This is a genomic window from Bartonella sp. AD24XZML, assembly GCF_042196485.1.
GTDB lineage: Bacteria > Pseudomonadota > Alphaproteobacteria > Rhizobiales > Rhizobiaceae > Bartonella.
The window spans coordinates 118,516-143,609 of sequence record NZ_JBHIQH010000052.1 but is presented as its reverse complement, the minus strand read 5'-3'; the positions used below and the strand labels follow the sequence as shown (position 1 = coordinate 143,609).

The following is a 25,094-nucleotide window of genomic DNA, read 5'->3' as shown; positions in this document are numbered from 1 at the left end:
CTTTTCTCATTTCAGCGGCTCTTTTAAATCCAACAAAATATTTTCTTACATGAAACAAGCAGCAAAAATATCATAAAACTCTTGAAGAAAAGGATACGCACATCTCTAACAACCAGTGCACTAAAGTACCTTCTATCCAAATAAAAATATACCTTTTTTTAAAAAAAGAACTATTGCAATATCTTAAACTAACCAAAAGTATCATGGGGAGCGCGTGTTGCCCCCAAATACATAGAGAGCAAAGAGCCGCAATATTATTTTCTTTGCTTCAAAAGCATAAAAATGACAGTACTTCTGCCGCAAACTCACAATAACCATGTTTTTGACCTGTCACAAGCCTAAAAAATAAACCTCAACACGCTTTTTAAAAACTTTTATAAAAACTGTGCCATGAGAAACTGAAGAATGGTGCTAAATTCTTGCAAAAGCATAAGACAATTTTCAACAAATGCGACCCTTTACAGACAGAGCATATCGTATAGGAAAGATTTATTTTATCAAAAACAGTTTTAAATTCGACAAAATGAAAGGAACCAAAAAAAGCTTTTGGCGTTACTCAAGCAGTGAAAATTTTCACTCCAATGCAAATGATCACTATGAACACACCAATACAAATATAATGAATCAAGAGGGAAAAATACCATGGCCCATAATAAAACAACACAGCACGATAAATCAGCCGTAGAAAAAGACCAACAAAAAGACCTACAAGGACAATTAGAAAAGTTACGCACTGAAATTTCAGGGATTACCTCAACCCTAACAGATCTTGGTGCAAACAAATTCAACGCCGCCAAAGACAAAGCAGAAAAACTATATCACTCAGCGAAAGAAAGTGGTGAAGACATGATGTCTCAAGCAAAAGACAAAATCAGTGATCTTGAACAAACCATGAATCAATGCGTTCGCAAAAATCCTGGCAAAAGCGTTTTGTTTGCCGCAGGGATTGGTTTTATTCTTTCTCAATTACTACGTCGTTAAGCAATGCATAAGTTTATCGCTCCTCTTTTAAACCATCTTGTCGGTGGAGGGCTTAAAAGCACAGTCAAGCAAGTACGCCTCCAAGCAATTTTCTATGGGTTTATTGGCATTTCATTCTTCATGTCTTTGCTTTTTTTATGTACCATCGGTTTTATTGCGTTATGTTCTGTTATGCAGCCTCTTGCCGCTGCTAGTATCATGTTTTTAATTTGTCTTTCTCTTGCGGGATTAGGTCTTATTATCAGTCGCATTCTCAAAACTTATCAACGCTATGACCAACAAAAAAAGACAGAAGAACAACGCCATAAACTCATGACAGATGCGACCGTTTCCAGCCTTGCAGCTCTCAGTCAACATCTCCCTTTTGCCAAATTGAGTGTTCCCATACTCGGACTTGCAACTTATTTTCTGTGGAAAAAAGATAAAAAAGACCGCTTTTCAGAGTAAAATATGTAAAACTGTCACTCTAAATCCCCCCCTCAATGTGCTTTCTTTTATTATAAAAGAAAGCACATTTTTTTCCTCATAGCTTCTTTAGCTTCTTCAAGTGCCTGAAAAGAAATCCCCTTCATTTTGGTTAAAAGTTCCATAGAACCCTACACTCTCTTTCAGATTGCAACCCATGTTTCATGAACATGGCAACATGAGGCAAAGCTTACATTAAAAATTCTGGTTTAATTTGAAGCCATTTATTGTTTTTGAAGGCAAGGTGTTTTCAGCTTTACCTTTTCTCTATATTTTTATAAGCCTTTTTTTCATGACCAACGGTCACGTCATCGATTTGAATTTATTCATATTTTTCTGAACACTCATGTTTGTTACAATGACTATTTTGTTTAGGGGGAAAAACGCGCTCTCCCATAGCGCTGTAGTAAGCAACCTATATGCGTAAGCGAGCTTTAAACACAACAATTTTCCATAACGAACGTTATTCACCAAGGACTGCGTGGATTATAATTAACTTTTTTCTGATAAGATTTGCAGTAGAATATTGTCTTGATTTTTAAATAGCGCTTAAGAGGACGCTTTATCAATAATGGTCAATGGGATTATAGCTCCCGTGATCTCTTCGCCAATCTTCTGGTTGTTGAAATTGGCTCGACCATAAACCGTTTTGTGCTTTTTGAGCAGCAGATTGTAGAGTTTTATAGTCTGCGGGGGATGGAAAATGATGCTGATCTTTTGTCAACACCATCAACCCTTCTGCCAGCCCCAAACGTGCCAGATCAACTCCGTTAACAAAACATTGTGCATAATGAACCTGTTGAATGACACGTGCTTGCCGACAAGTAACCTTTTTATCCATTGTTTTTGAGACAAGCCACGCCGTAACAAAAGCACCGCATGGCCACTTAACTCCGTTGCGTGAGGCAAATTGTCGTGTTTCACAGCTTTCCACACCATATAATCGGATATCACGGATGATCTTTTTTCTCCATCCATCATCTACGAGCGTGATCATTTTAAAGGTCACACCACTTGTGACCTGTATAGCACCGGAATAGACCGGCACATTTTCTTCATAAAATTGTGATGCGATTGGTTCTGAATGCAATACCACATTTTGTTGGCTTGCGTCTTGTTGGTTTACATAATCTATCAATTGTGACTTCGGATTTTGAACGGAGTTTTCTATTGTCTTTTCTGATCCTTTTAAAAAAGAATTTTGAGTAAGTTGTTCATTATTTTTAATTAAATAAAAGTATCCTAAAATAGTAATACAAATTAATACAATATATTTAGGCGCTGCTCAAAGATGTTTTAAAAGTATTATTTTGAATATTACTATATTTTTTGTTTATTAAATAATAAAAGATTAAATATTATTAATTTATCGATAGAAAAATTTATTTTTTTCATTTATATGATTCCTGAATAATATTTTAACTATTAATTTTTCTATCAACTTAAACATAAAGCGGGGAAATTTTCATGAAAAACATGAATAATTCGTTCAGTTGTGAACATACCTTACAAAAAACTATTCTATCCAACACACAAAAGAAATGGTTAACAGCAGCATTGATGTTGTTTATTACCTTCATCGCACTGAGTGAACCAGCATTTGCTGCAGATGACTTCGGAAAAATTGAAGGCGCTCTTGATAAAATAATCTCAGCTTTAACAGGAAAAATTGCAACATCAATTGCCACCATTGCGGTTGCTGGTATCGGGCTTGCCTGGATTGCTGGTTATGTTGAAATGCGTAAAGCTTTTTTTGTTTGTGTTGGCATCAGCATTGTTATGGGTGCATCGCAAATTGTATCAATGTTGTCCAATTAAACTTTGCCTTTCAAAGCCATGAAAGAGCACGACAAGCTAACAGAAGATACGTTATTTCTTGCTTGCACGCGTCCCGCCATGATTGCAGGTGTGACGGTTGAAGCTATGGGATTAAATGGGATAGGAACGATGATATTGTTCATTATGGCGGGCAATATTTTTCTTCTAACCTTTGGTGTGATGTTGCATTTCATATTCAAGGAAATCCTAAAGCATGACCATAACAAATTTCGTATTCTTCTGACATGGCAAAAGACAAGTATTTTTGCCAGAAACTCTAGTCTATGGGGTGGGGGAAGTATTTCTCCATTACGATTAATTCGTAATTATGAGGAATTATAATGAATAGAACAGAGCGCAAGCGTGAAAAGCAGCCAGAGGCGATTATCCCTTACGTGCGCCATGTTAACAAGCATATCATTGCGCTGGATTCACGCGCTCTCATGATCGTTATTAAACTTGAAGGGATTAACTTTGAGACAGCGGATATTATTGATCTCAATGTGCTTCACGAACAGCTCAACAATCTGTTTAAAAACATTGCGGATGAACGGATAGCGCTTTATAGCCATATTATCAGAAAGCGTAAAACGATTTATCCGGATGGGACTTTCAGATCGGCATTTGCCAAGCAATTAGATGGTAAATATCGCGAGCGGATGGTTTCACAGGAGCTTTATCGCAATGATCTTTATCTTTCAATTTTGTGGAATCCACACGTTGATAAAACGGATAAATTAGTGGAATTTTTCAAACGTTTAGGCAAAGCCAAGCAAGAAAAGACAGAAGTTGATACAGAGTCCATTCGCAAGCTTGAAGATATTACAACAGATCTTATTCAAAATTTAGAGCGTTATGGTGCAAAAAGACTGAGCCTTTATGAACATGAAGGTAATATTTATTCGCAGCAAAGTGAGTTTATCCACCAATTGGTGGGAGGTCGTCGTGAACGTATCCCTCTCACATGGGGGACGATAGCTTCGACTGTTTACTCAGACCGTCTCATTTTCGGGAAAGAGATCATAGAAATACGCACTGAGTCAGGACAGAGATTTGCGGGCATGTTTGGTTGGAAAGAATATCCAGCAAAAACCAGGGTAGGCATGGCGGATGGTTTGCTCACCCTTCCCTTTGAGTTTATTTTCACCCAATCTTTTATTTTCAAGAGCAAAAATGCTGCCAAACAGATTATGGGGCGCAAACAGAATCAAATGGTCAATGCGGGAGATCGAGCAGGTTCACAAATTATGGAACTGGATGATGCGCTTGATGATCTTGAATCCAATCGTTTTGTTTTAGGGGAACATCATTTACCATTGGCAGTTTTTGCTGATACGCCGCAAGAGTTAGCGGATAATCTTGCCAAAGCGCGTTCTCGTCTTACAGATGGTGGGGCTGTCATTGCGCGGGAAGATTTAGGGTTAGCGGCGGCTTGGTGGGCACAATTGCCTGGCAATTATGCTTATCGCACGCGTTCTGGTGCGATAACAAGCCGCAATTATGCAGCGCTTTCTCCATTTCATTCCTTTCCGGTTGGGAAAATAGATGGCAATGTATGGGGACCAGAGGTCGCACTAATGAAGACCTCTGCTGGTTCACCATTTTATTTTAACTTTCACTTTGGAGATTTAGGCAATACGTTTGTTTGTGGTCCCTCTGGTTCTGGGAAAACGGTTATTGTTAATTTTCTTTTAGCACAACTTCAAAAGCATGATCCCAATATGGTCTTTTTTGATAAAGATCGCGGAGAAGAACTTTTTGCGAGGGCTGGTGGTGGCACTTATATGCCTTTGAAGAATGGTAAACCAACGGGCATAGCGCCGCTTAAGGGTTTAGATTATAACAATCCAGCAGATAGAGTTTTTTTTTACGGCAATGGATTATCAAGCTTGTTTCTTCTGAAGATCAAAAGATCAGTGAAGCGGAAAGACAAGATATTTCTGCTGCTGTTGACCAACTTGCCTTATTACCCAAAGAACAACGGACAATATCGGCCTTACAAATGTTTTTTGACACCACGCATAGAGAGGGGATAGCGGGTCGTTTAGAGAGATGGTGTAAAGGCAATGCCTTAGGGTGGGTTTTTGACAATCCTGATGATGACATTGGCATTGATGCAAAATTTATTGGTTATGACATGACGGATTTTTTAGACAATAATGAAATTCGTCCACCCTTGATGATGTATCTTTTTCATAGAATTTTGTCTTTGATTGATGGGCGTCGTATTATCATTGTCATTGATGAGTTTTGGAAAGCGCTAGAGGATGATTCCTTTAAAGCCTTTGCGCAAGACAGGCTGAAAACTATTCGTAAACAAAATGGTTTGATGTTGTTTGCAACACAATCTCCCAAAGATGCGATTAATTCAACCATTGCGCACACCATTATAGAGCAATGTCCAACACAGATTTATTTTCCCAATCAAAAGGGGAACCATGGGGATTATGTAGAAGGTTTTAAATTATCGGACAGAGAATTTAACCTGATACAAGCAGAATTAAGCCATGATTCACGGCGTTTTCTCATCAAGCAAGGACAAAGTTCAGTTGTCGCAGAACTGAACTTACGGGGCTTTGATGATGAAATAGCCATTTTAAGTGGCACCACCAAGAACATTGAACTTTTAGAGACCATTATAGATGAAGTTGGCAAATCTCCAGAAAAATGGCTTCCTATTTTCCAAGAAAGGTCAAAATAATGAAAAAACTTTTATTGGCAACAGCCGTCTATGCAGCTTCATTTGGCTTTCAAACAAATGCCTTTGCCATCGTGGTATTTGATCCCACAGCTGCTGCAAAATTGGCTGATCAATATAAACAAGCATTAAAGCAGTTCGAACAAGGCAAACAACAGCTTGATCAATTGAAAGGTCAGCTTAAACAATTGCAAGATCTCTCTAAATCCTTAAATGTCAAGCCTGACATCTCTGAATTGAAAGACATGTTTAACAAGCAAGGGAGCAGTGGCGCCCTCCCTTCTGACTTTAACCACTTTCAACAATCGATGGGCAGTGGCGGCGGTGGTGGCAGCAAAAACACGCAAAAATGGCAAGAAGAACTCTTATACAAAGAGCCCTCAGGGGGCGCTGGATCAAAAGAGGCAGTAGATGCTTTTTACGCACAGGAAGTGAAAAAAGCCGAACAGCGCATAGTAGGAGAAGCGGCAAAAGGCCAAGACGTCTACGAAGAAGCCAGTGAAACACAAAAAAACATTACCAAGCTCCTTGACGAACTCGGAAGTACTGAAGATGCGGGTAAAATTCAAGGCATTCAAGCACAATTATCAGCGATACAAGAAAAACTCCAAACACAAGTTCTCCAAATGCAAGCCGCCGCAATGATTCAACAAGCGGAATACAAAGCTGCCGAACAACGAGCTTACGAAGAATTTGCAGCGCGATATGCAGATTATGCCAAACAACTGCGTGGTCAATAAACGAAAAAGAAGGACTTGAACATGAATAAAGTTCTCATAACAACATTGCTACTTTGCACAGGGCTCATCACGGCTGGATGTGAAAAAAACTACAGCGTAGAAGAATTTAAAAAAGATGAAAAATTACGCCTAGAATGGGATGCTAAATGTGGATTTGCAGGGACTTCAAAAAATTGTGAAAACATGCGGTTAGCATTTTTAGAACTTGAAAAAGAATATGAAGCAAAAGCAGCAGAAAGAGAGCGTCAAGCGGAAGAGAACAATCGCAAAAGAGATGAAGAATTTATGGCTGAACAAAGAGCAAAGCGACGTGCTGAGGAAGAACGAAGAGCAAAAGAGCGCGCTAAAAGAGAAGCTGAACAACAACAAAATAACCATTAAGACATAATGAAGAGCGGAGCATCTCAATGGCAATAAAAAGCAAATCTCCTCGTATAGACAGCGATTCACTCTTGAATCTCTTATTGCGCTTTAGCTGCTCAACTTAAAAAGCCTTGTGTATTTTAGGCTTACATTTATGGCAACAATATGTCTGTGCCCTAGATTTATCATCACTGGTTGTAAAACAACCGATAACACAAGCAGAATTTAAAGATTGTTCTCAAACCTTGTAAAACTGAAAGAAAGAAGGGGAAATATTGATGAATAAAGTTCTCATAACAACATTGCTACTTTGCACAGGGCTCATCACAGCTGGCTGTGAAAAAACCTATAGCGTCGCTGAATTTAAAAAAGATGAAAAATTACGCCTAGAGTGGGATGCGAAATGTGGATTTGCAGGAACTTCAAAAAATTGTGAAAACATGCGGTTAGCATTCTTAGAACTTGAAAAAGAATATGAAGCAAAAGCAGCAGAAAGAGAGCGTCAAGCGGAAGAGAACCTTCATGAAGCATTTAAAAAAGCTAGAGCTAAAATAATGTCCGATCTTGAAAAAAGAGAAGCTGAATATCAAAAAAGGCAAGCTGAAGAAGAACAAAAAGCAAAAGAGAGCGCTGAACAACAACAAAATAATGATTAAATTATAAAAATACACAATGAACAGTGGAGCATCTAAATGGCAATAGAAAGCAAAGGCATATTTACTGAAATAGACAATATGTTAATGGAACCACTTACAAGGACAATGGATAACGCCATTAAGCATCTTTCATCAAGCTTAGGTGCTCCGCTTAAGCTGTCTTGTACAATTTACATTATATTTATGGGCTACAATATCATCTATGGGCGTTCTTCCATGCCCTTATGGGAATTTATAGTGACAACTTTCAAACTCGGCATCGTTGTTTCACTTGCTACAAACGCTGCTCTTTATAATGAGTGGGTCAGTGGTATATTTTTCCATGATCTGCCGAATGCCATTTCAAATGTCACACAAGGAGCACATGTGGATCGAAATGTATGGGACAATATGATAGGCAAAGCTGGAGCACAGGTTTTGGACGCAGCAAACCAGTACACAGGTCTGACTCAAATGGGGAAGTTTATCGCGACATGGATTGCTGGTTTTATCTGCCTAGTTGCTGCTATCCTTTTTTGTCTAGTCGGTTTTGTTGTTTCATTATTTGCTAAATTGGGTTTGTTTCTTGTCATATCAATAGGACCACTCTTCATAAGCCTCTATATGTTTTCCTCAACCAGAAAATTCACAGAAGCATGGTTAGGGCAAGTTGCAAACTTCATCATTTTATATGTGTTAGTCGTGCTGCTTGGTGGTTTATATGTTAACATTTCAATGAACGTTTTTTCAGGAGATATTAAAAATATCTTCACTACTTTAATTCAGTTCTTGGTTGTTGGTATTGGTGGTATTTTTCTTTTCCTCAGACTCCCTGATATCGCATCAGCTTTAGCCTCTGGGGGGGCTTCTCTTACAGGATCAGGACCAGTCGCTAAAACAACGGCTGAACTAAGTGGACGAGCTGCTAATGCAGCAACAAGGGGCATTAAAAAATTAGCATCACTATTAAAAAAGGTCTAAGTTCAAATGCGGGAATTTAAAAAAATTGGGATTATCTTACCATTTCTCTTTCTCAGTGGCTGTATGTCTTCACCAAACACGCTGAAGTCGCTGCCAAAATGTGATGGATATTCTAAGCGACCGCTCAACAAATCGATGTGGAATTGGGAAGGGAAAAACCCCACGCCCACGCCCATCATCATCAGTAACAACACACCCTCCACTATGAAAGAGGGCAAATTGGAAATGCTTCTCACACAAAAATTAACGGATGAAGAAATAAAATCCTACAAAGATTGCGGAAAAAAGGCATGAAAGAAAAAGAAGTAGAACAATACATTGCCGAAGCGCGCTCGTTTGATCAAGACCGCATGCTCGCCTCACGCCGCACCACCCGCGTCTCCCTTACCATTGCCGGCATCGCCGTTGCTGTTGCAATAATGTCTTCTCTCGCGGTCATCACCCTCACGCCCCTTAAAACCGTGGAACCCTTTGTCATTCGCGTCGACAATTCAACCGGCATTGTTGAAGTCGTAGAAGCCTTAAAATAAGGTCCCACAAACGTCGACGAAGCCATCACACGCTACTTTGCCGCAAAATACGTCCGCTGCCGTGAAGGTTTCACCACAGAAGAAACACAGCATAATTTCCAAACCGTCTCTTTTCTTTCTTCTTCTGAAGAACAGCAAAGATTTGCCAGCTGGTATGGAGCAAGAAACCCCCAAAGCCCTCAAATTCTCTATAAACATGCCGCCGTTACAATAACAATAAAATCAATCTCCTTTATCAATGATGATGTCGCACAGGTACGCTATTACAAAACCGTCCGTGATAACGAGAACAACAAAGAATTTATCACCCACTGGGTTTCAACGCTCACCTTTGAATATATCAATGCCCCTATCTCTGTCCAAAACCGTTTAATAAATCCTCTAGGGTTTATTGTTAATGAATATAGAACCGATCCGGAAGTGGTCAACTGATCATGAAAAAAAATTTCTTTTTCTCATTCTTAACATCGCTATTACCCTTTCTTTAACGCCTAGCCATGCCAGTGTTTTTCCCACCCGCGCGCCAAGCGATAGCCGCATTCGCTTTATTAATTATGATGCTTATAATGTCACAAAAATTATTGGCTCCATACGCTCATCCGTACAAATAGAATTTTCTGCCAATGAAGAAATTGCTCATGTAGCCATTGGCAACAGCGTTGCATGGGAAGTTGCACCAGCGGGTAATATTCTTTTTCTAAAGGCAAGAGAAGTCCAACCCATTACCAATCTCCAAGTCGTCACCACAAAGCTTGATGGCTCAAAGCGCTCCTATCAATTTGAACTCATCATTAAAGATGGAGAAATTTCCTCTGGACAAGAAACATATTTCCTTGTGAAATTTCGCTACCCACAAGAGGAAGCAGAACAAAGAAGACTTGCAGCCCTTATGCGACAAGAAAAAAAACAAGACCAGCGTATTGATAGTGTCTTCAACGCTTATGAAACCTACGGACCACGCAATTGGGCTTACACCGCTCAAGGATCGAGCACGCTCGAACCCTCCTCCGTTTATGACAATGGCAAAACAACAACATTTACATTTCCAGACAACCAAGAAATCCCTGCCATTTATATTGTCAGCAATGACGGTACAGAAGCGCTGATTCCCAAAACCACAAGAGGCAACATGGTGATTGTCCATGCCATTAGCGCACGCTTCACCCTAAGACAGGGAAGAAATGTTTTATGCATCTTTAATGAAGCCTATCAACCCAAAGGCGTTAATCCAGGAACTGGAACCACCTCACCAGCTGTTGAACGTAAAATTGCATCAGATCTTTAAATAAGCGGGAATTGAAGGGGACAACACATGAGTGATAAACCAATCATCGAAGATCGCGGATCTATTGGGGATGGCAAAAACAATAGCGCTAAAACCGCCGGCAAAAAAATAGTTGTCGCAATAGCCTGTATAGGAATCTGCGGCTATGTGCTCTGGAACATCTTATCCACCCCCACAGAACAAAAAGACACCGCAAAAGCTCATAAAAAACAAGCACAAAGCTTTCACAATTCCCTCGCCCCTTTAGAGCTCGCCCCCTCTGACCCGCGTGCAAACATAGCGCCAATAACCTTACCACCCCCACAACCACTCGCACCAGAACCCAAAAAAGATGACCCACTACTTGATGCCGCAAGACGTGCCCCTGTCTTAGCTTTTGCCAAAGGCTCTAAATCTCAATTAAAAGACATTGTCAACACGACTCTCAACCCCCTTGAAAAATTCCATGCCCTTGAAAATCTCGCGAATGCGCAAAATTCTCCTGCCCTTCAAGACACACAAAATTTTGCGACCCTCTTAAAACCTACCACAACAGAAGAAGCAAAAGCAAAAGCAAAACTCATCGGCAATAGAAACTTTATCATCGCCATGGGAACCTCTATCCCCTGTATCTTAGAAACGGCATTAAACAGTGAGCAACCAGGCTTTGCAAGCTGCATCATCAACCGTGATATCCTCTCCGACAATGGTCGCGTTGTTTTACTTGATAAAGGAACCCAAGTCATTGGAGAATACCGCGGTGGGATAAAACAAGGTCAATCCCGCCTCTTTGTTCTCTGGACAAGAGCAAAAACCCCAACCGGTGTCATCATCGACCTTGCCTCACCCGCAACAGACAGTTTAGGAAGAGCTGGTTTTGATGGCAACATCAACACCCATTGGTGGGAACGCTTTGGCTCTTCCCTTTTGTTGACCGTTATTGATGGTGCCACAACCGCCCTAACAAATAAAATAGTAGGCAATTCCAATAAAGAAGGTTCAAACAACTCTGGAGGCGGCGGTTTTGAAGGCGCAAACAACACTGGAAAAGATACAGCCACCGTTGCCCTTGAAAATCAAATCAATATCCCTCCTACCTTAGAAAAATTTCAAGGCGAACTGGTCAACATTTTCGTAGCAAAAGATCTCGATTTTTCCTCTGTTTATAAATTAACCATCACAGGAAAAAAGAGAAACGCTTTCTCGCGTTCTACGCCAGGCTATTCCTTTTTTTAATTCTCACGTTCAGAGTATATTATGCCAACAGCAAAAAACATAGAACGAGCCTCTATCGTTTTAACAAAATTAAAAATCTTAGATGACTTCCTCAATGATGAGAATTTATTTGAGATTGTTGTCAATCGCCCAGGCGAAGTGATTGTTGAGGGTCCAAATGGTTGGCAAACCCACATCTTAAAAGAGCTAACCTACAGCGAACTAGAAGGGATTGCGAAAGTTGTTGCTGCCTACACAACACAAAAAATTAGTGTAGAAAATCCCGTTCTTTCCGCAACACTGCCAAACAACGAACGCATACAAATTGTTATGCCTCCAGCTGTTGCAGCCAATACCATTAGCATGACCATTCGTAAACCTTCATCACGCACTTTTTCTCTTGAAAGTTTACATGAAAACAATCTGTTTTCTGTCGCCCAAAACACCAGTTTCACACCCACGCAACAAATGACAGAACGGTTATCCGAACTCTCTGATACAGACAAAGAGCTAACAGATCTCTTTATCGCCAAAGACTTTTGTACATTTTTAGAACGCGCCGTTATTACACAACAAAATATCTTAATATCTGGAAAAACCGGTTCTGGTAAAACAACCCTCTCCAAAGCTTTAATTGCAAAAATCCCTGACTATGAACGAATTCTCACCATTGAAGACACGCCAGAACTTGTCGTTCCGCACGCCAACAAAGTCCAACTCTTTTATTCAAAAGATAACCAAGGCTTAGCAAAAGCAGGCGCAAAAGAACTGCTTGAATCAGGCTTACGCATGCGCCCCGACAGAATCCTTCTACAAGAGCTGCGTGATGGTACAGCCTTTTACTATATCCGTAATGTCAATTCTGGTCACCCAGGTTCTATCACCACTGTCCACGCCTCAACAGCACTTGCAGCCTTCGAACAAATGACCCTTCTTGTCAAAGAAAGTGACGGTGGTGGTAATTTAGCGCGCGATGATATCCGCGGCTTGTTAATCTCGATGATCGATGTCATCATCCAATGCAAACGTTTGGAAGGAAAATTTCGTGTAACAGAAATCTATTACGACCCTTTCAAACGCCGTGATGCTTTTTAAAAACTGTCGAAATCACTTAAATAAATCATTCATATCTTTCGCGAAATATACATCTTATCCTTTTTTACTCTTTTCAAAAGTTTTAAGCGTTTCCGCATTAGAAACAGACATATCAAACGGCAATCCTCTTTCATCAACAACTTTAGCTAAAGAAATTCGTATGAAATCAGACACCGTAAGTCCTAAACTTGCTAATATTTCACCAGCTTCTTTTTTCAACTTCTTATCTATATTTGCTCGAACAACATCTTTTGAATCTACGGCTACACTCATAGTAAACCTCCTTTAGTTACCTTCTTATGTGTGGATCGAATGAGTTATAATAACAAGTTTCTAATGTTCTAAATTTATTTATCGCATAACATCTTTTGACTTTGTTTGCGCTATCACATTTTTTAGCTCTTGTGTATGTCTCTGTTGCAAAAATTTAACTGCTGTTTGAAGCTCGTTCACAAGCTTTTTATCTTGCGGCTGATTTTGGGGTATTGCTTTTGACAAGTCAAAGTCTTGTTTATGAATGGCATCCTGTCCAAAACGCTTATCTAAAGCACTTTGTAGCTTTAAAAACTCTTGATTGATCTTCTCTGGTATCTTCGAATAATTATCACGTCCAGCTTCAACATTTTTCATAAAAGTCACTGCTTCTTGTGAAAGTGACGGAACCTCTACTTTCAATCGCTCCCGCTCCCGTGTAACCCTATCCATATGTGTCTCATAAGAATTCTTATAAAAGGATTGAAGCTTTTTAATAGAAGAAAGTGCAAAAGGAACATGATAAAGCGCTTCTTTTCGTTCTTTTCCTGTAGCCTTTAATTTATCGATTAAACGATCTGACCCACGCAGTTCACCCGCTCTATCAGGTTCCCTTTCCAAAATATCAGGCAATTTATCGCCTTTACCTGCTAAAATCGTTTGTTCAATCTTAAGGGCAGCCTCTTGTGGATCTCTATAAATAAATGCTAAACGACTGTTTAACTCCTTAAACATATTAACATAAGATTTTTCATTCCTAAGAGCGCTTAGCGCTTTCTGTTCTAAATTAGAATTATCTATATAAGCAGCAAGGTATGGAGCTTTTTCTGTTGCTTTTGAAGAAACATTCAAATCTTTTTGTAATTGTTCAACCTTGGGATCTTCTTTTTGACGTTTAGCAAAACTTGTCTTTTCTCTATCCCAAGGAGTTTCAATCTTCTTTTTTTGTTGTTCCAAGCATTCTTTATTAAGATCAACGCAAAAAGCAATATTTTTGCCAATACCTTGAGAAACATCATCCCTTTTATTTTCTGTAAACTTGATAAGGTTCTTATAGATGAGTACAGACAGATATTCTGAATTACCAAAATGTGCTTCAATTGATGCACGTGTCATTTCTTGTCGCTCAATACCCTTCCAGTTGATATGATAACCAGCTTCACGAGCAAGTTGCACCATAAATTCACGCTGAGTACGCCCATTCCCCTCTCGAAACGGATGCAACGCATTCAACTCGCCCATGTAATATCCAGCCCTTTGGCTAAAGTCATAAGCGCCAAGACCACGCAGATACTGTTCTTTGGCAAGCTTTTGCGTAATCTTCGGTGCATAACTTTCAATCTGATTATAACTAGCAAATATACTATTACCTTTGGCAATATCCACTAAACGAATTTGTCCCGCCCATTCATATATGTCGCCAAACAGCCTTCTATGGATCTCTTTCATGTAATCCAGATCAAACTTACCACCAATAGGAGTATGTACAAATTCGAAAGATTTTACATAAGTAATAGTAGATTCTACACGCTGCAGTGTGGCTTTGTCTTTAATACCAAGCCGATTATACATCACACCAGTTTCAGGATCAGTATAAGAATCGCCGCTCCCCTTATACTTCTCCACGTCTTACACGCTCCATATAATCTGTGATGATATCACTTATTTCAAGTTCACCTATAATATAACGCTCTACTTGAGCAACAACCAGCGGATCTGGCTCTAATCCCTCTAAACGTTGGCTTGCCAATGCATTTTCAGCATAAATGCGACGCAGCTTAATTTCCTCTTCACTCAACATATAAAACCCTCATTTGCTTACATTTATTATAGCCAAACAGACTATAGAAACAAGATTTTATTCCTTGTCTTACCCCCGCGTCACATCTTTTGACCTTGTACGCTCATACGCATGATTTAGCTCTTGTATACGTCTCTGTTGCAAAAATTTAACCGCCGTTTGAAACTCTTTTATGCAATAAGACTGTTGTTAAGGAATTTTTTTGATAGATCATAATTTGTTTGCACAGCAAGCCAAGCACGTGCTGTGCTTACACCAAACATTTCAAGCTTAATAGCAAGATTAGCTCTCATAGCGGCTTTTTCATTTAAAACTCTAGAAAGTGCTACACGAGATATACCAAGCCACTCTGCTGCTTCATTAAAGGATAAACCAAGCTCTTTGATCACATCTTCATGCAATAATTCACCGGGATGTGAAGGATTCTTCATCATTGTTTAGATCTCCTTTTTGATGATAATCCAGATAATCAACCATTTCGACATCTATGCTACCAAAGCGAAATATTACGCGACAATTTCCATTTACAGTAATTGACTAATAACCCTTGAAATCACCCTTTAGCAGATGTAATCAAAAAGACGAATAACCCAAAATCTTTTGGCGATACATCTACTTCAAGAGCACTTAGAATACGCTTTAATTTTTGAGTATGGGCGGTTCTAATCCCTTCAGTCGTACCAGTATTATAGAAGGCTTCAATCCTTTTATGTTTAAATCTTAAAATGATAAATGAATATAGAGTGTACCCCTCCAAGATACAAAAAATGTTCATTATTTTTACATCACACGGCTTTTTTTACTTTATAAACATTAGAACTGTCGTGAAAAAATTGCTCATTTTCATCTCTTTCTCATTATTCTACTAATTATTGGAAAAGTATAAGTTCATAATTAGGAGGAGCTAAACGTAATAGGAGCGTATCATATCTCCAATTGGCAGCGGCACTTGAAATATCAAGATGATATAACCACAATGACCATTGCTGTTTGATATTCATGGGGCGCTGCACCCGCTGTATGTCCAGTAAAAAGAATGAATAATACTAATAAACTCTCCCCCCTACAAACTCTGTTAAACTAATAACCGGTTTACGAATAAGTAAAAGAAAAAGGAAAATCAAAAAAAGGCATATTTTTCATATCTTACGAACTATAGAGAACTCTATACGCATTGTAGTTATTAGAATTGGACTTTTCCCTTTTTTATTTAAGTTGTTCGTAGATAGAGTATCCATTACCGTTATTACATCACTAACAGAGTTAATAATCATACCTTTTGTAATTGCCAAAATCCCGTATTAAAATCAGACCTTTATTCAAAGATGATCTGATAATTTTCTCAAAAAATTCAAGATTCCTCAAGTGCAGTCCCCCATGCGTACATCATGATGAATAATAACATCCATCAACTCTGTCACGACAGTGTCCAATACTTCTCGTGCATCGCCTTCAGCCATAAGGCGGATAACCGGTTCCGTTCCAGAAGCGCGGATCACCAGCCGTGCCTCTTTTCCCAACCGTTTCTCTGCTTGATCAATGGCCGTTTTGACGGGATTTTTTTTCAGGACATTTTTATTTTTAATCGTTACATTTTTTAAAATTTGCGGTACAGGTTCAAACCGTTTACACAATTGGCTCATAGGGCTTTGACTTTCCTTCATACAGGCTAAAATCTGCAATGCAGCCACCAAACCATCACCCGTTGTACCAAAATCACTGAGCACGATATGGCCAGAAGCCTCACCACCAACATTATATCCCTTTTGGCGCATGGCATCGACAACATAACGATCTCCAACTTTTGTCCTTACAAGGTGCAATCCTTTGCTATTCAAGAAACGCTCTAGTCCAAGATTTGACATAATCGTTGTGACAACACCATTGCACCGTAATCGTCCCATTTTATGCCAATTTTCAGCAATTACAGCAATCAACTGATCTCCATCAACCGTTTGTGCTTTTTCATCAACAATGAGAACACGATCTCCATCTCCATCAAGAGCAATCCCCACATCAGCACGCACTTCATGCACTTTTCGTTTTAAAGAGCTTAAATCGGTTGATCCACATTTTTGATTAATATTGGTCCCATTGGGCTCATCATGAATAGCAAAAACCTCAGCCCCCAATTCCCATAAAGCACGGGGAGCTGCTTTATAAGCAGCCCCATTGGCACAATCCACAACAATACGCACAGTATCTAAGCGAACATCACGCGGCAAAGTTCGTTTGGCATATTCAATATAACGATAAATATCTCCCTCAACCCGTTTTGCATAACCAATTTCGGCAGAACTTGCTAAAGACTTTGAAAGATCTGTATCGATCAATTGTTCAATTTTCGCTTCCATATCATCTGAAAGCTTAAAACCATCAGGACCAAACAGTTTAATTCCATTATCATAGAACGGATTATGAGAAGCAGAAATCATCACCCCAAGATCCGCGCGCAAAGAGCGGCAAAGCATTGCAACAGCAGGTGTTGGCACTGGACCCAATAAAAAAGCTTCCATCCCCGCAGCAGTCAATCCTGAAACCAAAGCGTTTTCCAACATATAGCCAGATAATCGTGTATCCTTGCCAATCACCACACGATGAGATTGATGTTGTGAGCGAAATAAAACCCCTACAGCCATCCCCACCTTCATGGCAAAATCGGGTGTCATAGGAAATGAATTGGCTTTCCCCCGAATTCCATCTGTACCAAAATATTTTTGCACCATGCCTCTTTCCTTTAATATATAATTCTTCCCTTGGCTTTTCCTTAAAACCCTAACAAGCCCCCTTGGTACAATAGTCCTCCTCTCCCCGTATAAAATCAGATCATTGATCTTTAACCTTCATGCATTTAGACAATCAAGCCCCCTATTCACCATCTACACATCTAAACCACTCTCAAACAATTATGTTTACACCCTTACACATAAAAGCAATATTATCTCCTCAAAATGCTCTATACATCCCTTTAACACAACCAACGGATAATCTCACACACTTGCTAAATCCGTAAAGAAACCCAGCACCAAACCTCATACCCTACCAAATCAGCAAGGAAATCTATTGCCTAACCTTACAACCCCTACCACATTAGAAAAGCAACAGTCCACCTCGCCTTGTAGCATGCTAAAGCCGTCATCATACAACGGCTTTGCTTAATTTTTTGCTTCCATATTTTTGCAAATATTACAAGAAAGGCGCAAACAAAACTTGCGCCTTTCTCAAAGAATTTAGAAGTTTTCCTAAAACATCGTCACTCAAGCGATATTAAACAGTTCTTATTTTTCTTTATCATGTCCCGCAGTATTGGACTTCTTTTCAGCATTACTTTTAGAGCGGTTGACTGATTTTGTGTTACCTTTTGTGCTTTGCGCTTTTTTCTCAGTCTCATCCGATTGCACTTCTTTAGACTGAGCCTCCTTAGGCTCAACATTACCGGATTTTGCTGTTTTTTTCCCAACAGCTGCCTCTGCTTTACCTGCCTTGCCTTTATCGATCTCTTCTTTATGAAGCACTGTTTTAGGGGCTGCTTCAACATCTTTTTCATCTACCACTGTTATCTCTGCTCTGACCGTTCCAGTTTTTGGAACAGAAGACCCCCGTGGCGCAGCCCCCTCATCTTTCTGTGTGCGTGAAGGAGGCTTTCCTGCAATAACTTCGTTAATTTCAGCTCCCGTTAAAGTCTCATATTCCAACAAACCTTGTGCCAAAGCAAACCATTCTTTTCTTTTTGTTTTCAAAATGTTTGTCGCATTTTTATAGGCATCATCAATAAGCTTACGCACTTCCATATCAATCATGCGCGCTGTTTCTTCAGAAACATTTTGTGTTCGCGCAACAGAATGACCCAAAAAGACTTCATCTTGGTTATCGCCATAAGCTACATTTCCAAGCAGATCAGAAAATCCCCACCGTGTGATCATCGCGCGTGCTAATTTCGTCGCTTGCTCAATATCAGAAGAAGCACCGGAGGTGATATTTTCCTTTCCAAATTTCAATTCTTCAGCCACGCGTCCACCCATCATAATGGCCAGACGAGAAATCATCCAGCGATAACTCATAGAATAGCGATCGCCTTCAGGCAATTGCATCACCATTCCCAATGCTCTTCCCCTTGGAACGATTGTTGCTTTGTGGACAGGGTCAGCAACCGGCACATTAAGAGCCACAATAGCATGTCCTGCTTCGTGATAGGCAGTGAGTTCTTTTTCCTCTTGTGTCATAGCGGTTGAACGACGTTCAGCCCCCATCATCACCTTATCTTTGGCATCTTCGAATTCTTGCATGGTGACAACTCTTTTATTACGGCTCGCAGCCATAAGAGCAGCTTCATTGACCAGATTCATCAGGTCCGCACCGGAAAATCCTGGTGTTCCCCTTGCCAAAATTTTCAAATCAACGTTAGGCGCTAAAGGCACGTTGCGCACATGCACTTTCAAGATTTGTTCACGCCCAGAAACATCAGGGTTTGGTACAACAACTTGCCGATCAAAACGCCCTGGTCTTAACAAAGCGGGATCAAGTACATCGGGACGGTTTGTTGCGGCAATAAGAATAATACTTTCATTGGGCTCAAACCCATCCATTTCGACAAGCAACTGGTTTAAGGTCTGTTCACGTTCATCGTTTCCACCGCCAAGACCAGCCCCCCTATGGCGTCCAACAGCATCAATTTCATCGATAAAGATAATACAAGGTGCATTTTTTTTAGCCTGTTCGAACATATCGCGCACACGGCTTGCCCCAACACCAACGAACATTTCAACAAAATCAGACCCTGAAATGGTAAAGAATGGCACATTGGCTTCACCGGCCACAGAGCGTGCTAGCAAAGTTTTACCGGTTCCTGGAGGACCAACAAGCAAAACACCGCGTGGGATACGCCCCCCTAAGCGTTGAAATTTTTGTGGTTCGCGTAAAAATTCAACAATTTCTTGAAGATCTTGCTTTGCTTCTTCAACGCCAGCAACATCTTTAAAGGTAATACGCCCCTGCGCTTCATTAAGCAATCTTGCTTTCGATTTCCCAAATCCCATTGCACCGCGTGACCCATTTTGCATTTGCCGCATAAAAAAGACCCACGCCCCCACGATAATAATAACAGGCAACAAGGAAAAGAGGAGATTGAGGAAAATGCTATTTCCAGAGCTTTCAGGAATAGCTTTAACATTAACGTTTTTGCTTTCCAATTTTTGTATCAAACCTGGATCGCGAGGAGCATAGGTTGAAATAGCTCTATGTTCAATGGTTTTTCCTGTTAATTTTTGACCTTGAATGGTCACAGATTTCAACTCATTATTCTCAACTTTTTGCAAAAATTCAGAATAGGAGACTTCTCCACCACCAGAACGTTGGCTATCTCCATTAAAGAGAGAAAACGACACAATCAAAATCAATGCAATAACTCCCCAAATAAGGAGAGAGCGGTAATTGGAATTCATATTCAGCCCACTTAATCAAATATAGATTTCAAACAGTTCCCCTTAACATATAACCTTGTCAGTCCCTTGCCAAGGGATGAGAAGCTGTTTATTTTCTTTTAGAGTGATTTTCCTTTATCTTTTCACCTCAATATTAAAAAAAGGTTCCACAACATTCACCAAGGCAGCATCTTCTCGTGAGGAAAGCCAATCGAAAGGTGCCATAATCCGCTTGACGATAACATGTTTATGAACAACTGCTTGAGAAAGCAACTCTGGAATATCATACCCTTTATGATTTGAGATCATCAGCAGCGATTGTAAAGAGGGAAAATGAGGCTTTTCAAGCTCAAAATCGCTATTTTTTAATAAAAATTTCAGCTGTTCTAAATTTGCGGCTCCAACCTTTATAGCCTCATATCCATGATTTGTGATATGATAGCGCCCATCCCATATAAAAGTTTTATCTGGCTCAATGATAGCCTCTTTCATATTTCGCCCTTCACGCCACAAAGAAATTCCCTGCTTGTTATATTCAATAACAGAGCCCGCATAAGTAAAACGCTTCTTTTCTGGAGAATCGAGACAGAGTTTTTGAACAAGCATGCTTAATTTCTGATTGGGGAGCAAATAAAATCCCCCTCCCATCAGCACAGCAAAGAGCCCCACCACGAAAGGAAAACTGGAATGTTTCTGTAAAAATAGCGCAGGCTTTGCTATGAAACAACGCCCATGTTGGACAGTAATATCCAGCGCTAAGATCAAATCAGCAATATTTTTTGCTTGTTGACGACGCTGCAATGCGGCTTCATTTATTTTTTGAGCAATATAAGCCAATTTTTGTGGAGAAAGAGATTGACGCACGCGCACACGTTCAAAATTGCGATCTTCATTGGTTGGATCATCAATCCATGTTTGTCCTTGTAAACGTAAATAATTCCGTAATGTTTGGCGTTTTACACCAAGGAGTGGACGAATCAAACGCACTTTTCTATGCAACAACGCCTCACGCGGAATACAGGATAAACCACGCTCATAGAGGGGATCATAGTTTTTTTCGGCAATATTTTTTCTCGTTTCTCTGGTATGATCCTCATCATGTATACCCTCGGCTTCACCGCGCAAAAAACCGGCAAAACCGCCCGCAGAAACTCCATCACGCATAACAGCTTCACTATATAAAGCACCTCTATTCTTTTGGAGACGTTGATACCGCATTTGATAGGTTTCAACCTGATCATTGAGTGTATGGCCCGTCATAATAACTGATGCGCCATGTTTTTGTGCTTCTTTAACCAAGAGATTATAGCGTGCAACACGCGCGCTAGAAGCAATATGCGTCTTTGGCTTTTCGCCTTCCCATCGCACAGTGATATGTTGAATATCATGGACACGACAAATTTTCGCAACAGTTTCTGCCTCACACATCGATTCTTTACGCAATTGATGATCAACCGTGACAACAATCATTTCTGGAGGAAATACGAGAGTTTCCAAATGCTCTTTGACCAAAAACATCAAAGCCAAAGAATCACTTCCCCCTGAGACGGCAAGAATCAACTTCTGACATTGAATAAAATCCGATGTTTTAAAGAGATTTCTTGCCAGTCTAACGCACACCGAAAACGACCTCGCTGTTTATTTTGCAGGTTTACAAAAAACAGATGCTAATGTTTGTTGACGTTTTGATTTTTTCACAAAATGAGCACAATCGTCTTTATTTGGCTCAAGAGCGACCATACTTCTTGCTAATTTCAGCAAAATCTCGGAGGTATAGAGCTTCTTTTTATCTGCATACCATGCGGTAAGATAAACTTGTGCTGCTTCATGATAGCGTTTTTGCCCCAACAAAGATTCAGCCAACCAAAATAAAGCGTCATCACTCAAAGAATCTTTTTTGTAACGATTTTGAAAAGCGCAAAAGCTTTTTTCAGCATCAACATAGTTAGCAGAACGAATAAAATCATACCCTTCCTTATACAAAGCTTTAGAAGAAGAAAGATTGTCACTCTGATGTGCTTCAATTGGAGCACTTACTTCATGCGCTTTGTTAAAAGGTTGACTGTTTTCATGGTCATGGCTCTCCACCTTAGCTTCTACAGCAGCAACCTTTGTCTGATCACCTGTACTATGGTCCTGCTCCATCTCTTCTTTTACAGTCTGAGATTTTTCATCTACAGCAGACTTTTCAAAAGAACAAGAATAAACAGAAGAGGCTTCTGTATCAAAAAGCTCGTGAAACTGCTTGTTAACATTTTTTAAACTGTTATGCTCAAGCACCATTCGTATCTTATGCAAAAGCTTATCTAAATCATAATCTTTAAATAAAGCCTGTTGATTCTCTAAAATAATCCCTTGGTGCTCCGCAACACTAGTAGCTTTTTCCACCACATCAGATGCTGCTTTATCGGCTGCTTCAGGTGCTTCCTTCACAGCATCGACAGCCTTATTAACAGCGTCAGTGGCTTTTTCCGCTGCATCAGATGCTGCTTTATCAGCTGCTTCAGGTGCTTCCTTCACAGCATCGACAGCCTTATTAACAGCGTCAGTGGCTTTTTCCGCTGCATCAGATGCTGCTTTATCAGCTGCTTCAGGTGCTTCCTTCACAGCATCGACAGCCTTATTAACAGCGTCAGTGGCTTTTTCCACCACATCAGATGCTGCTTTATCAGCTGCTTCAGGTGCTTCCTTCACAGCATCGACAGCCTTATTAACAGCGTCAGTGGCTTTTTCCGCTGCATCAGATGCTGCTTTATCAGCTGCTTCAGGTGCTTCCTTCACAGCATCGACAGCCTTATTAACAGCGTCAGTGGCTTTTTCCGCTGCATCAGATGCTGCTTTATCAGCTGCTTCAGGTGCTTCCTTCACGTCATCAGTTGCCTTATCAACTGCATCAACTTTATCCGTATCATGTGCAGGATATTCGGAAGCCTTTCGTGCCGCACTTTGAACAAGTGAAGTAGAACAAGCTATGAAAACCCCCATATAAAAGAGTGTTTTCCAATTGATTTTACGATACATTTTTTTCCCCTTAAGAGCTTATTGAATAGTTGAAACAAACAATCTTCTTTTTAATGACTATTCATGTCACTCAACGTTGTCACAGCACGTCGATTTTGATTCCAACAGGAAATATCATCACATACTGCTACAGGTCTTTCTTTTCCGTAAGAAATTGTTTGAATCCGTTGTGCGGACACACCAAGAGACACCAAATAGTTTCGCACAGCAACAGCACGGCGCTGTCCAAGTGCCAAGTTATATTCACGTGTTCCCCTCTCATCAGCATGACCTTCGATCATAATAGAATAATAAGGATAATGAAGCAACCATTCTGCTTGGCGCGTTAAAATACGTTCAGCATCAGCATCAAGTGAAGAAGAATCGAGACCAAAAAACACGCGATCACCCACATTAACCGTAAATTCTTGTCCTGAGCCTGGTGACACCTGATTCAAACCAGCATCATTCATATAAGCGCCATTCATACCGTTAAGTGCACCAACATTTTTTTTGCCACACCCACCCAAGCATAGTGAGAAAAGAAAGAGGATAGCTAAGGAATGAGAGAGGTTTTTTTTGGTAGAGCGCATAGTCCGTTTCTCCTTGAATTTCGTAAAGAAGGGTAAATTCTTAAAAATATTTTTAAGAATAACCGTTAATTCCTAATGAAGAAGAAATTTTTTCTGTTTTTTCGTCCTCATTTTTACTTTTAAGTCTCTGCCAATTTTTCTTCTCTTCAGCCATTCCTCTAACATTTCCATAAGAAATGTTTCCCTTATGCGTCATGGCTTTTTATGCATCATCTTGATCTTGACGATTTTTTTGCAGCGCGTTCAGCTTTGCAAAAACTTTATCAGCGTCAAAAGTCTTATGCAGATTGTCTTCACTCTCATTTTCCTCTAGAGCAGCGTTTTCCGTCACAGAAGCGGGAAGCAACGACCTATCTTCTTCTGCAGCAACAGGGCGATTTTTCGCCGCACGCTGGAGCTCAAAATCTAAATCGATTTGCGAACACAAACCAAGCCCTACAGGATCAAGAGGAACCAAATTTGCACTATTCCAATGGGTTCTAAGGCGGATTTGTTCAATTGTCGCTTTTGTTGTCCCAATCAACCGTGCAATTTGTGCATCTTTCAACTCGGGATGGTTCGTAACCAACCATAGGATACCATTGGGACGATCTTGGCGTCGAGAAAGAGGGATATAGCGCGCCCCTTTACGTTTTTTTTCAGGAATATGCACCCTCGATTGAGAAATTTTCAAGCGTGCGTTTTGATCAGCCTCCACCCGTGCAATTTCACTGCGCGTCAATTGCCCAGAACTAATCGGATCTAAACCTTTAATACCATAAGCCGCATCACCATCGGCAATAGCTTTTACTTCCAAGACATGCAATTTACAAAATTCTGCAATCTGATCAAAAGAAAGAGCTGTATTATCAACCAACCAAACAGCTGTTGCTTTGGGCATCAAAAGTTGCGTTGCCATTTTTATAAATCCTCTTCTGCGCCTCTTCTATGAGGCAGGTTACCGCCCACTCAAGAGCTCTGGAACTTTTTTATATATATTTAGGTCTCTCCAACCACTCCTAAAACAAAGCGCGGCATGGAATAAACCATTTTGCTATGAGATTACACTCTGTTATAGCGTTATTTTTGCTCAACGACAAGAGATCTCTCTTGTAATGATCCTCAACTAAGATGTCTTTACCTTTAAGATGAATTTTCTTATAAAGTGTTTATTCGATTATTTCACCTCATGCTGTGGCACATTTATTCTGGTGGGATACGTGCTTTATCGCCTTAAATTCTAAGGAGTATCCAACTGGCAAAA

24 protein-coding genes and 2 pseudogenes are annotated in these 25,094 nt (G+C 40.1%); 14 read left to right on the top strand and 12 right to left on the bottom strand.

Annotation, left to right across the window (positions count from 1 at the left end; genetic code table 11):
- Positions 1 to 642: 642 nt before the first annotated feature.
- On the top strand, positions 643 to 981 hold the full coding sequence (locus ACFIMX_RS05205; RefSeq protein WP_375633396.1) for a YqjD family protein: 339 nt from the start codon (positions 643 to 645) through the stop codon (positions 979 to 981).
- Positions 982 to 984: 3 nt separating this feature from the next.
- Positions 985 to 1,428, top strand: a complete 444-nt coding sequence (locus tag ACFIMX_RS05200) for a hypothetical protein (RefSeq protein WP_375667389.1) — start codon at positions 985 to 987, stop codon at positions 1,426 to 1,428.
- A 583-nt stretch (positions 1,429 to 2,011) separates the two neighbouring features.
- Here the strand turns inward: ACFIMX_RS05200 and ACFIMX_RS05195 are convergent.
- On the bottom strand, positions 2,012 to 2,716 hold the full coding sequence (locus ACFIMX_RS05195; protein ID WP_375694152.1) for a nuclease: 705 nt from the start codon (positions 2,714 to 2,716) through the stop codon (positions 2,012 to 2,014).
- Positions 2,717 to 2,913: 197 nt separating this feature from the next.
- On the opposite strand from ACFIMX_RS05195, the gene ACFIMX_RS05190 reads away from it, so the two are divergent.
- The 12 genes and pseudogenes from ACFIMX_RS05190 (at position 2,914) to virB11 (ending at position 12,785) form a co-directional block, all read left to right on the top strand.
- Positions 2,914 to 3,264 (top strand): TrbC/VirB2 family protein, encoded by a 351-nt coding sequence (locus ACFIMX_RS05190; protein WP_375694127.1) that lies wholly within the window; start codon positions 2,914 to 2,916, stop codon positions 3,262 to 3,264.
- 18 nt (positions 3,265 to 3,282) lie between these two features.
- Positions 3,283 to 3,606, top strand: coding sequence for a type IV secretion system protein VirB3 (locus ACFIMX_RS05185; protein WP_375617900.1), 324 nt, complete (start codon positions 3,283 to 3,285; stop codon positions 3,604 to 3,606).
- A pseudogene (locus ACFIMX_RS05180) lies at positions 3,606 to 5,965 on the top strand (VirB4 family type IV secretion/conjugal transfer ATPase). The gene ACFIMX_RS05185 and the pseudogene ACFIMX_RS05180 overlap by 1 nt, the downstream one beginning before the upstream one ends.
- Positions 5,965 to 6,702 (top strand): type IV secretion system protein, encoded by a 738-nt coding sequence (locus ACFIMX_RS05175; RefSeq protein ID WP_375694126.1) that lies wholly within the window; start codon positions 5,965 to 5,967, stop codon positions 6,700 to 6,702. Before ACFIMX_RS05180 ends, ACFIMX_RS05175 begins: the two are co-directional and overlap by 1 nt.
- A 21-nt stretch (positions 6,703 to 6,723) precedes the next feature.
- Entirely contained in the window at positions 6,724 to 7,083 is a 360-nt protein-coding gene (locus ACFIMX_RS05170; RefSeq protein WP_375694125.1) for an EexN family lipoprotein, read from the top strand.
- A gap of 260 nt (positions 7,084 to 7,343) precedes the next feature.
- A complete protein-coding gene (locus tag ACFIMX_RS05165) occupies positions 7,344 to 7,721 on the top strand; it encodes an EexN family lipoprotein (RefSeq protein ID WP_375694124.1) in 378 nt (125 codons plus the stop codon).
- Positions 7,722 to 7,757: 36 nt separating this feature from the next.
- Positions 7,758 to 8,681 carry a type IV secretion system protein gene (locus tag ACFIMX_RS05160; RefSeq protein WP_375694123.1) on the top strand — a complete coding sequence of 308 codons (924 nt, stop codon included), beginning with the start codon at positions 7,758 to 7,760 and terminating at the stop codon, positions 8,679 to 8,681.
- 6 nt (positions 8,682 to 8,687) lie between these two features.
- Positions 8,688 to 8,975 carry a type IV secretion protein VblB7 gene (locus tag ACFIMX_RS05155; RefSeq protein ID WP_375694122.1) on the top strand — a complete coding sequence of 96 codons (288 nt, stop codon included), beginning with the start codon at positions 8,688 to 8,690 and terminating at the stop codon, positions 8,973 to 8,975.
- Positions 8,972 to 9,643: pseudogene (locus ACFIMX_RS05150) on the top strand (virB8 family protein). The gene ACFIMX_RS05155 and the pseudogene ACFIMX_RS05150 overlap by 4 nt, the downstream one beginning before the upstream one ends.
- Positions 9,609 to 10,496, top strand: coding sequence for a P-type conjugative transfer protein VirB9 (gene virB9 / locus ACFIMX_RS05145; RefSeq protein ID WP_375694121.1), 888 nt, complete (start codon positions 9,609 to 9,611; stop codon positions 10,494 to 10,496). Before ACFIMX_RS05150 ends, virB9 begins: the two are co-directional and overlap by 35 nt.
- 27 nt (positions 10,497 to 10,523) lie before the next feature.
- A complete protein-coding gene (gene virB10 / locus ACFIMX_RS05140) occupies positions 10,524 to 11,711 on the top strand; it encodes a type IV secretion system protein VirB10 (protein ID WP_375678428.1) in 1,188 nt (395 codons plus the stop codon).
- Positions 11,712 to 11,732: 21 nt separating this feature from the next.
- The gene (gene virB11, locus ACFIMX_RS05135; RefSeq protein ID WP_375679731.1) at positions 11,733 to 12,785 is read left to right on the top strand and encodes a P-type DNA transfer ATPase VirB11; all 1,053 of its coding nucleotides are present in this window, start codon (positions 11,733 to 11,735) and stop codon (positions 12,783 to 12,785) included.
- 54 nt (positions 12,786 to 12,839) lie between these two features.
- On the opposite strand, the gene ACFIMX_RS05130 is transcribed toward virB11, so the two are convergent.
- The 11 genes from ACFIMX_RS05130 to ACFIMX_RS05080 all read right to left on the bottom strand — a co-directional run bounded on the left by ACFIMX_RS05130 (position 12,840) and on the right by ACFIMX_RS05080 (position 24,749).
- Positions 12,840 to 13,058 (bottom strand): type II toxin-antitoxin system RelB/DinJ family antitoxin, encoded by a 219-nt coding sequence (locus ACFIMX_RS05130; RefSeq protein WP_012755118.1) that lies wholly within the window; start codon positions 13,056 to 13,058, stop codon positions 12,840 to 12,842.
- Positions 13,059 to 13,136: 78 nt separating this feature from the next.
- Positions 13,137 to 14,663: a type II toxin-antitoxin system protein adenylyltransferase VbhT gene (gene vbhT, locus ACFIMX_RS05125; protein WP_375694120.1), complete on the bottom strand. Its 1,527-nt coding sequence runs from the start codon at positions 14,661 to 14,663 to the stop codon at positions 13,137 to 13,139.
- Positions 14,650 to 14,838, bottom strand: a complete 189-nt coding sequence (locus ACFIMX_RS05120) for an antitoxin VbhA family protein (protein ID WP_375617883.1) — start codon at positions 14,836 to 14,838, stop codon at positions 14,650 to 14,652. The genes vbhT and ACFIMX_RS05120 overlap by 14 nt, the downstream gene beginning before the upstream one ends.
- Before the next feature lie 170 nt (positions 14,839 to 15,008).
- Positions 15,009 to 15,272, bottom strand: a complete 264-nt coding sequence (locus tag ACFIMX_RS05115; RefSeq protein ID WP_375617882.1) for a HigA family addiction module antitoxin — start codon at positions 15,270 to 15,272, stop codon at positions 15,009 to 15,011.
- 927 nt (positions 15,273 to 16,199) lie between these two features.
- Positions 16,200 to 17,564: a phosphoglucosamine mutase gene (gene glmM, locus ACFIMX_RS05110; protein ID WP_375694119.1), complete on the bottom strand. Its 1,365-nt coding sequence runs from the start codon at positions 17,562 to 17,564 to the stop codon at positions 16,200 to 16,202.
- Positions 17,565 to 18,116: 552 nt separating this feature from the next.
- The gene (gene ftsH, locus ACFIMX_RS05105; protein ID WP_375694118.1) at positions 18,117 to 20,279 is read right to left on the bottom strand and encodes an ATP-dependent zinc metalloprotease FtsH; all 2,163 of its coding nucleotides are present in this window, start codon (positions 20,277 to 20,279) and stop codon (positions 18,117 to 18,119) included.
- 114 nt (positions 20,280 to 20,393) lie between these two features.
- The gene (gene tilS / locus ACFIMX_RS05100) at positions 20,394 to 21,878 is read right to left on the bottom strand and encodes a tRNA lysidine(34) synthetase TilS (protein WP_375694117.1); all 1,485 of its coding nucleotides are present in this window, start codon (positions 21,876 to 21,878) and stop codon (positions 20,394 to 20,396) included.
- 18 nt (positions 21,879 to 21,896) lie between these two features.
- Entirely contained in the window at positions 21,897 to 23,279 is a 1,383-nt protein-coding gene (locus tag ACFIMX_RS05095) for a hypothetical protein (protein WP_375694116.1), read from the bottom strand.
- Between the two features lie 50 nt (positions 23,280 to 23,329).
- Positions 23,330 to 23,851, bottom strand: a complete 522-nt coding sequence (gene pal, locus ACFIMX_RS05090) for a peptidoglycan-associated lipoprotein Pal (RefSeq protein ID WP_375617878.1) — start codon at positions 23,849 to 23,851, stop codon at positions 23,330 to 23,332.
- A 52-nt stretch (positions 23,852 to 23,903) separates the two neighbouring features.
- Positions 23,904 to 24,047 carry a hypothetical protein gene (locus tag ACFIMX_RS05085; protein ID WP_375613210.1) on the bottom strand — a complete coding sequence of 48 codons (144 nt, stop codon included), beginning with the start codon at positions 24,045 to 24,047 and terminating at the stop codon, positions 23,904 to 23,906.
- Positions 24,048 to 24,053: 6 nt separating this feature from the next.
- A complete protein-coding gene (locus tag ACFIMX_RS05080) occupies positions 24,054 to 24,749 on the bottom strand; it encodes a DUF1013 domain-containing protein (RefSeq protein ID WP_375617877.1) in 696 nt (231 codons plus the stop codon).
- Positions 24,750 to 25,094: the final 345 nt, after the last annotated feature.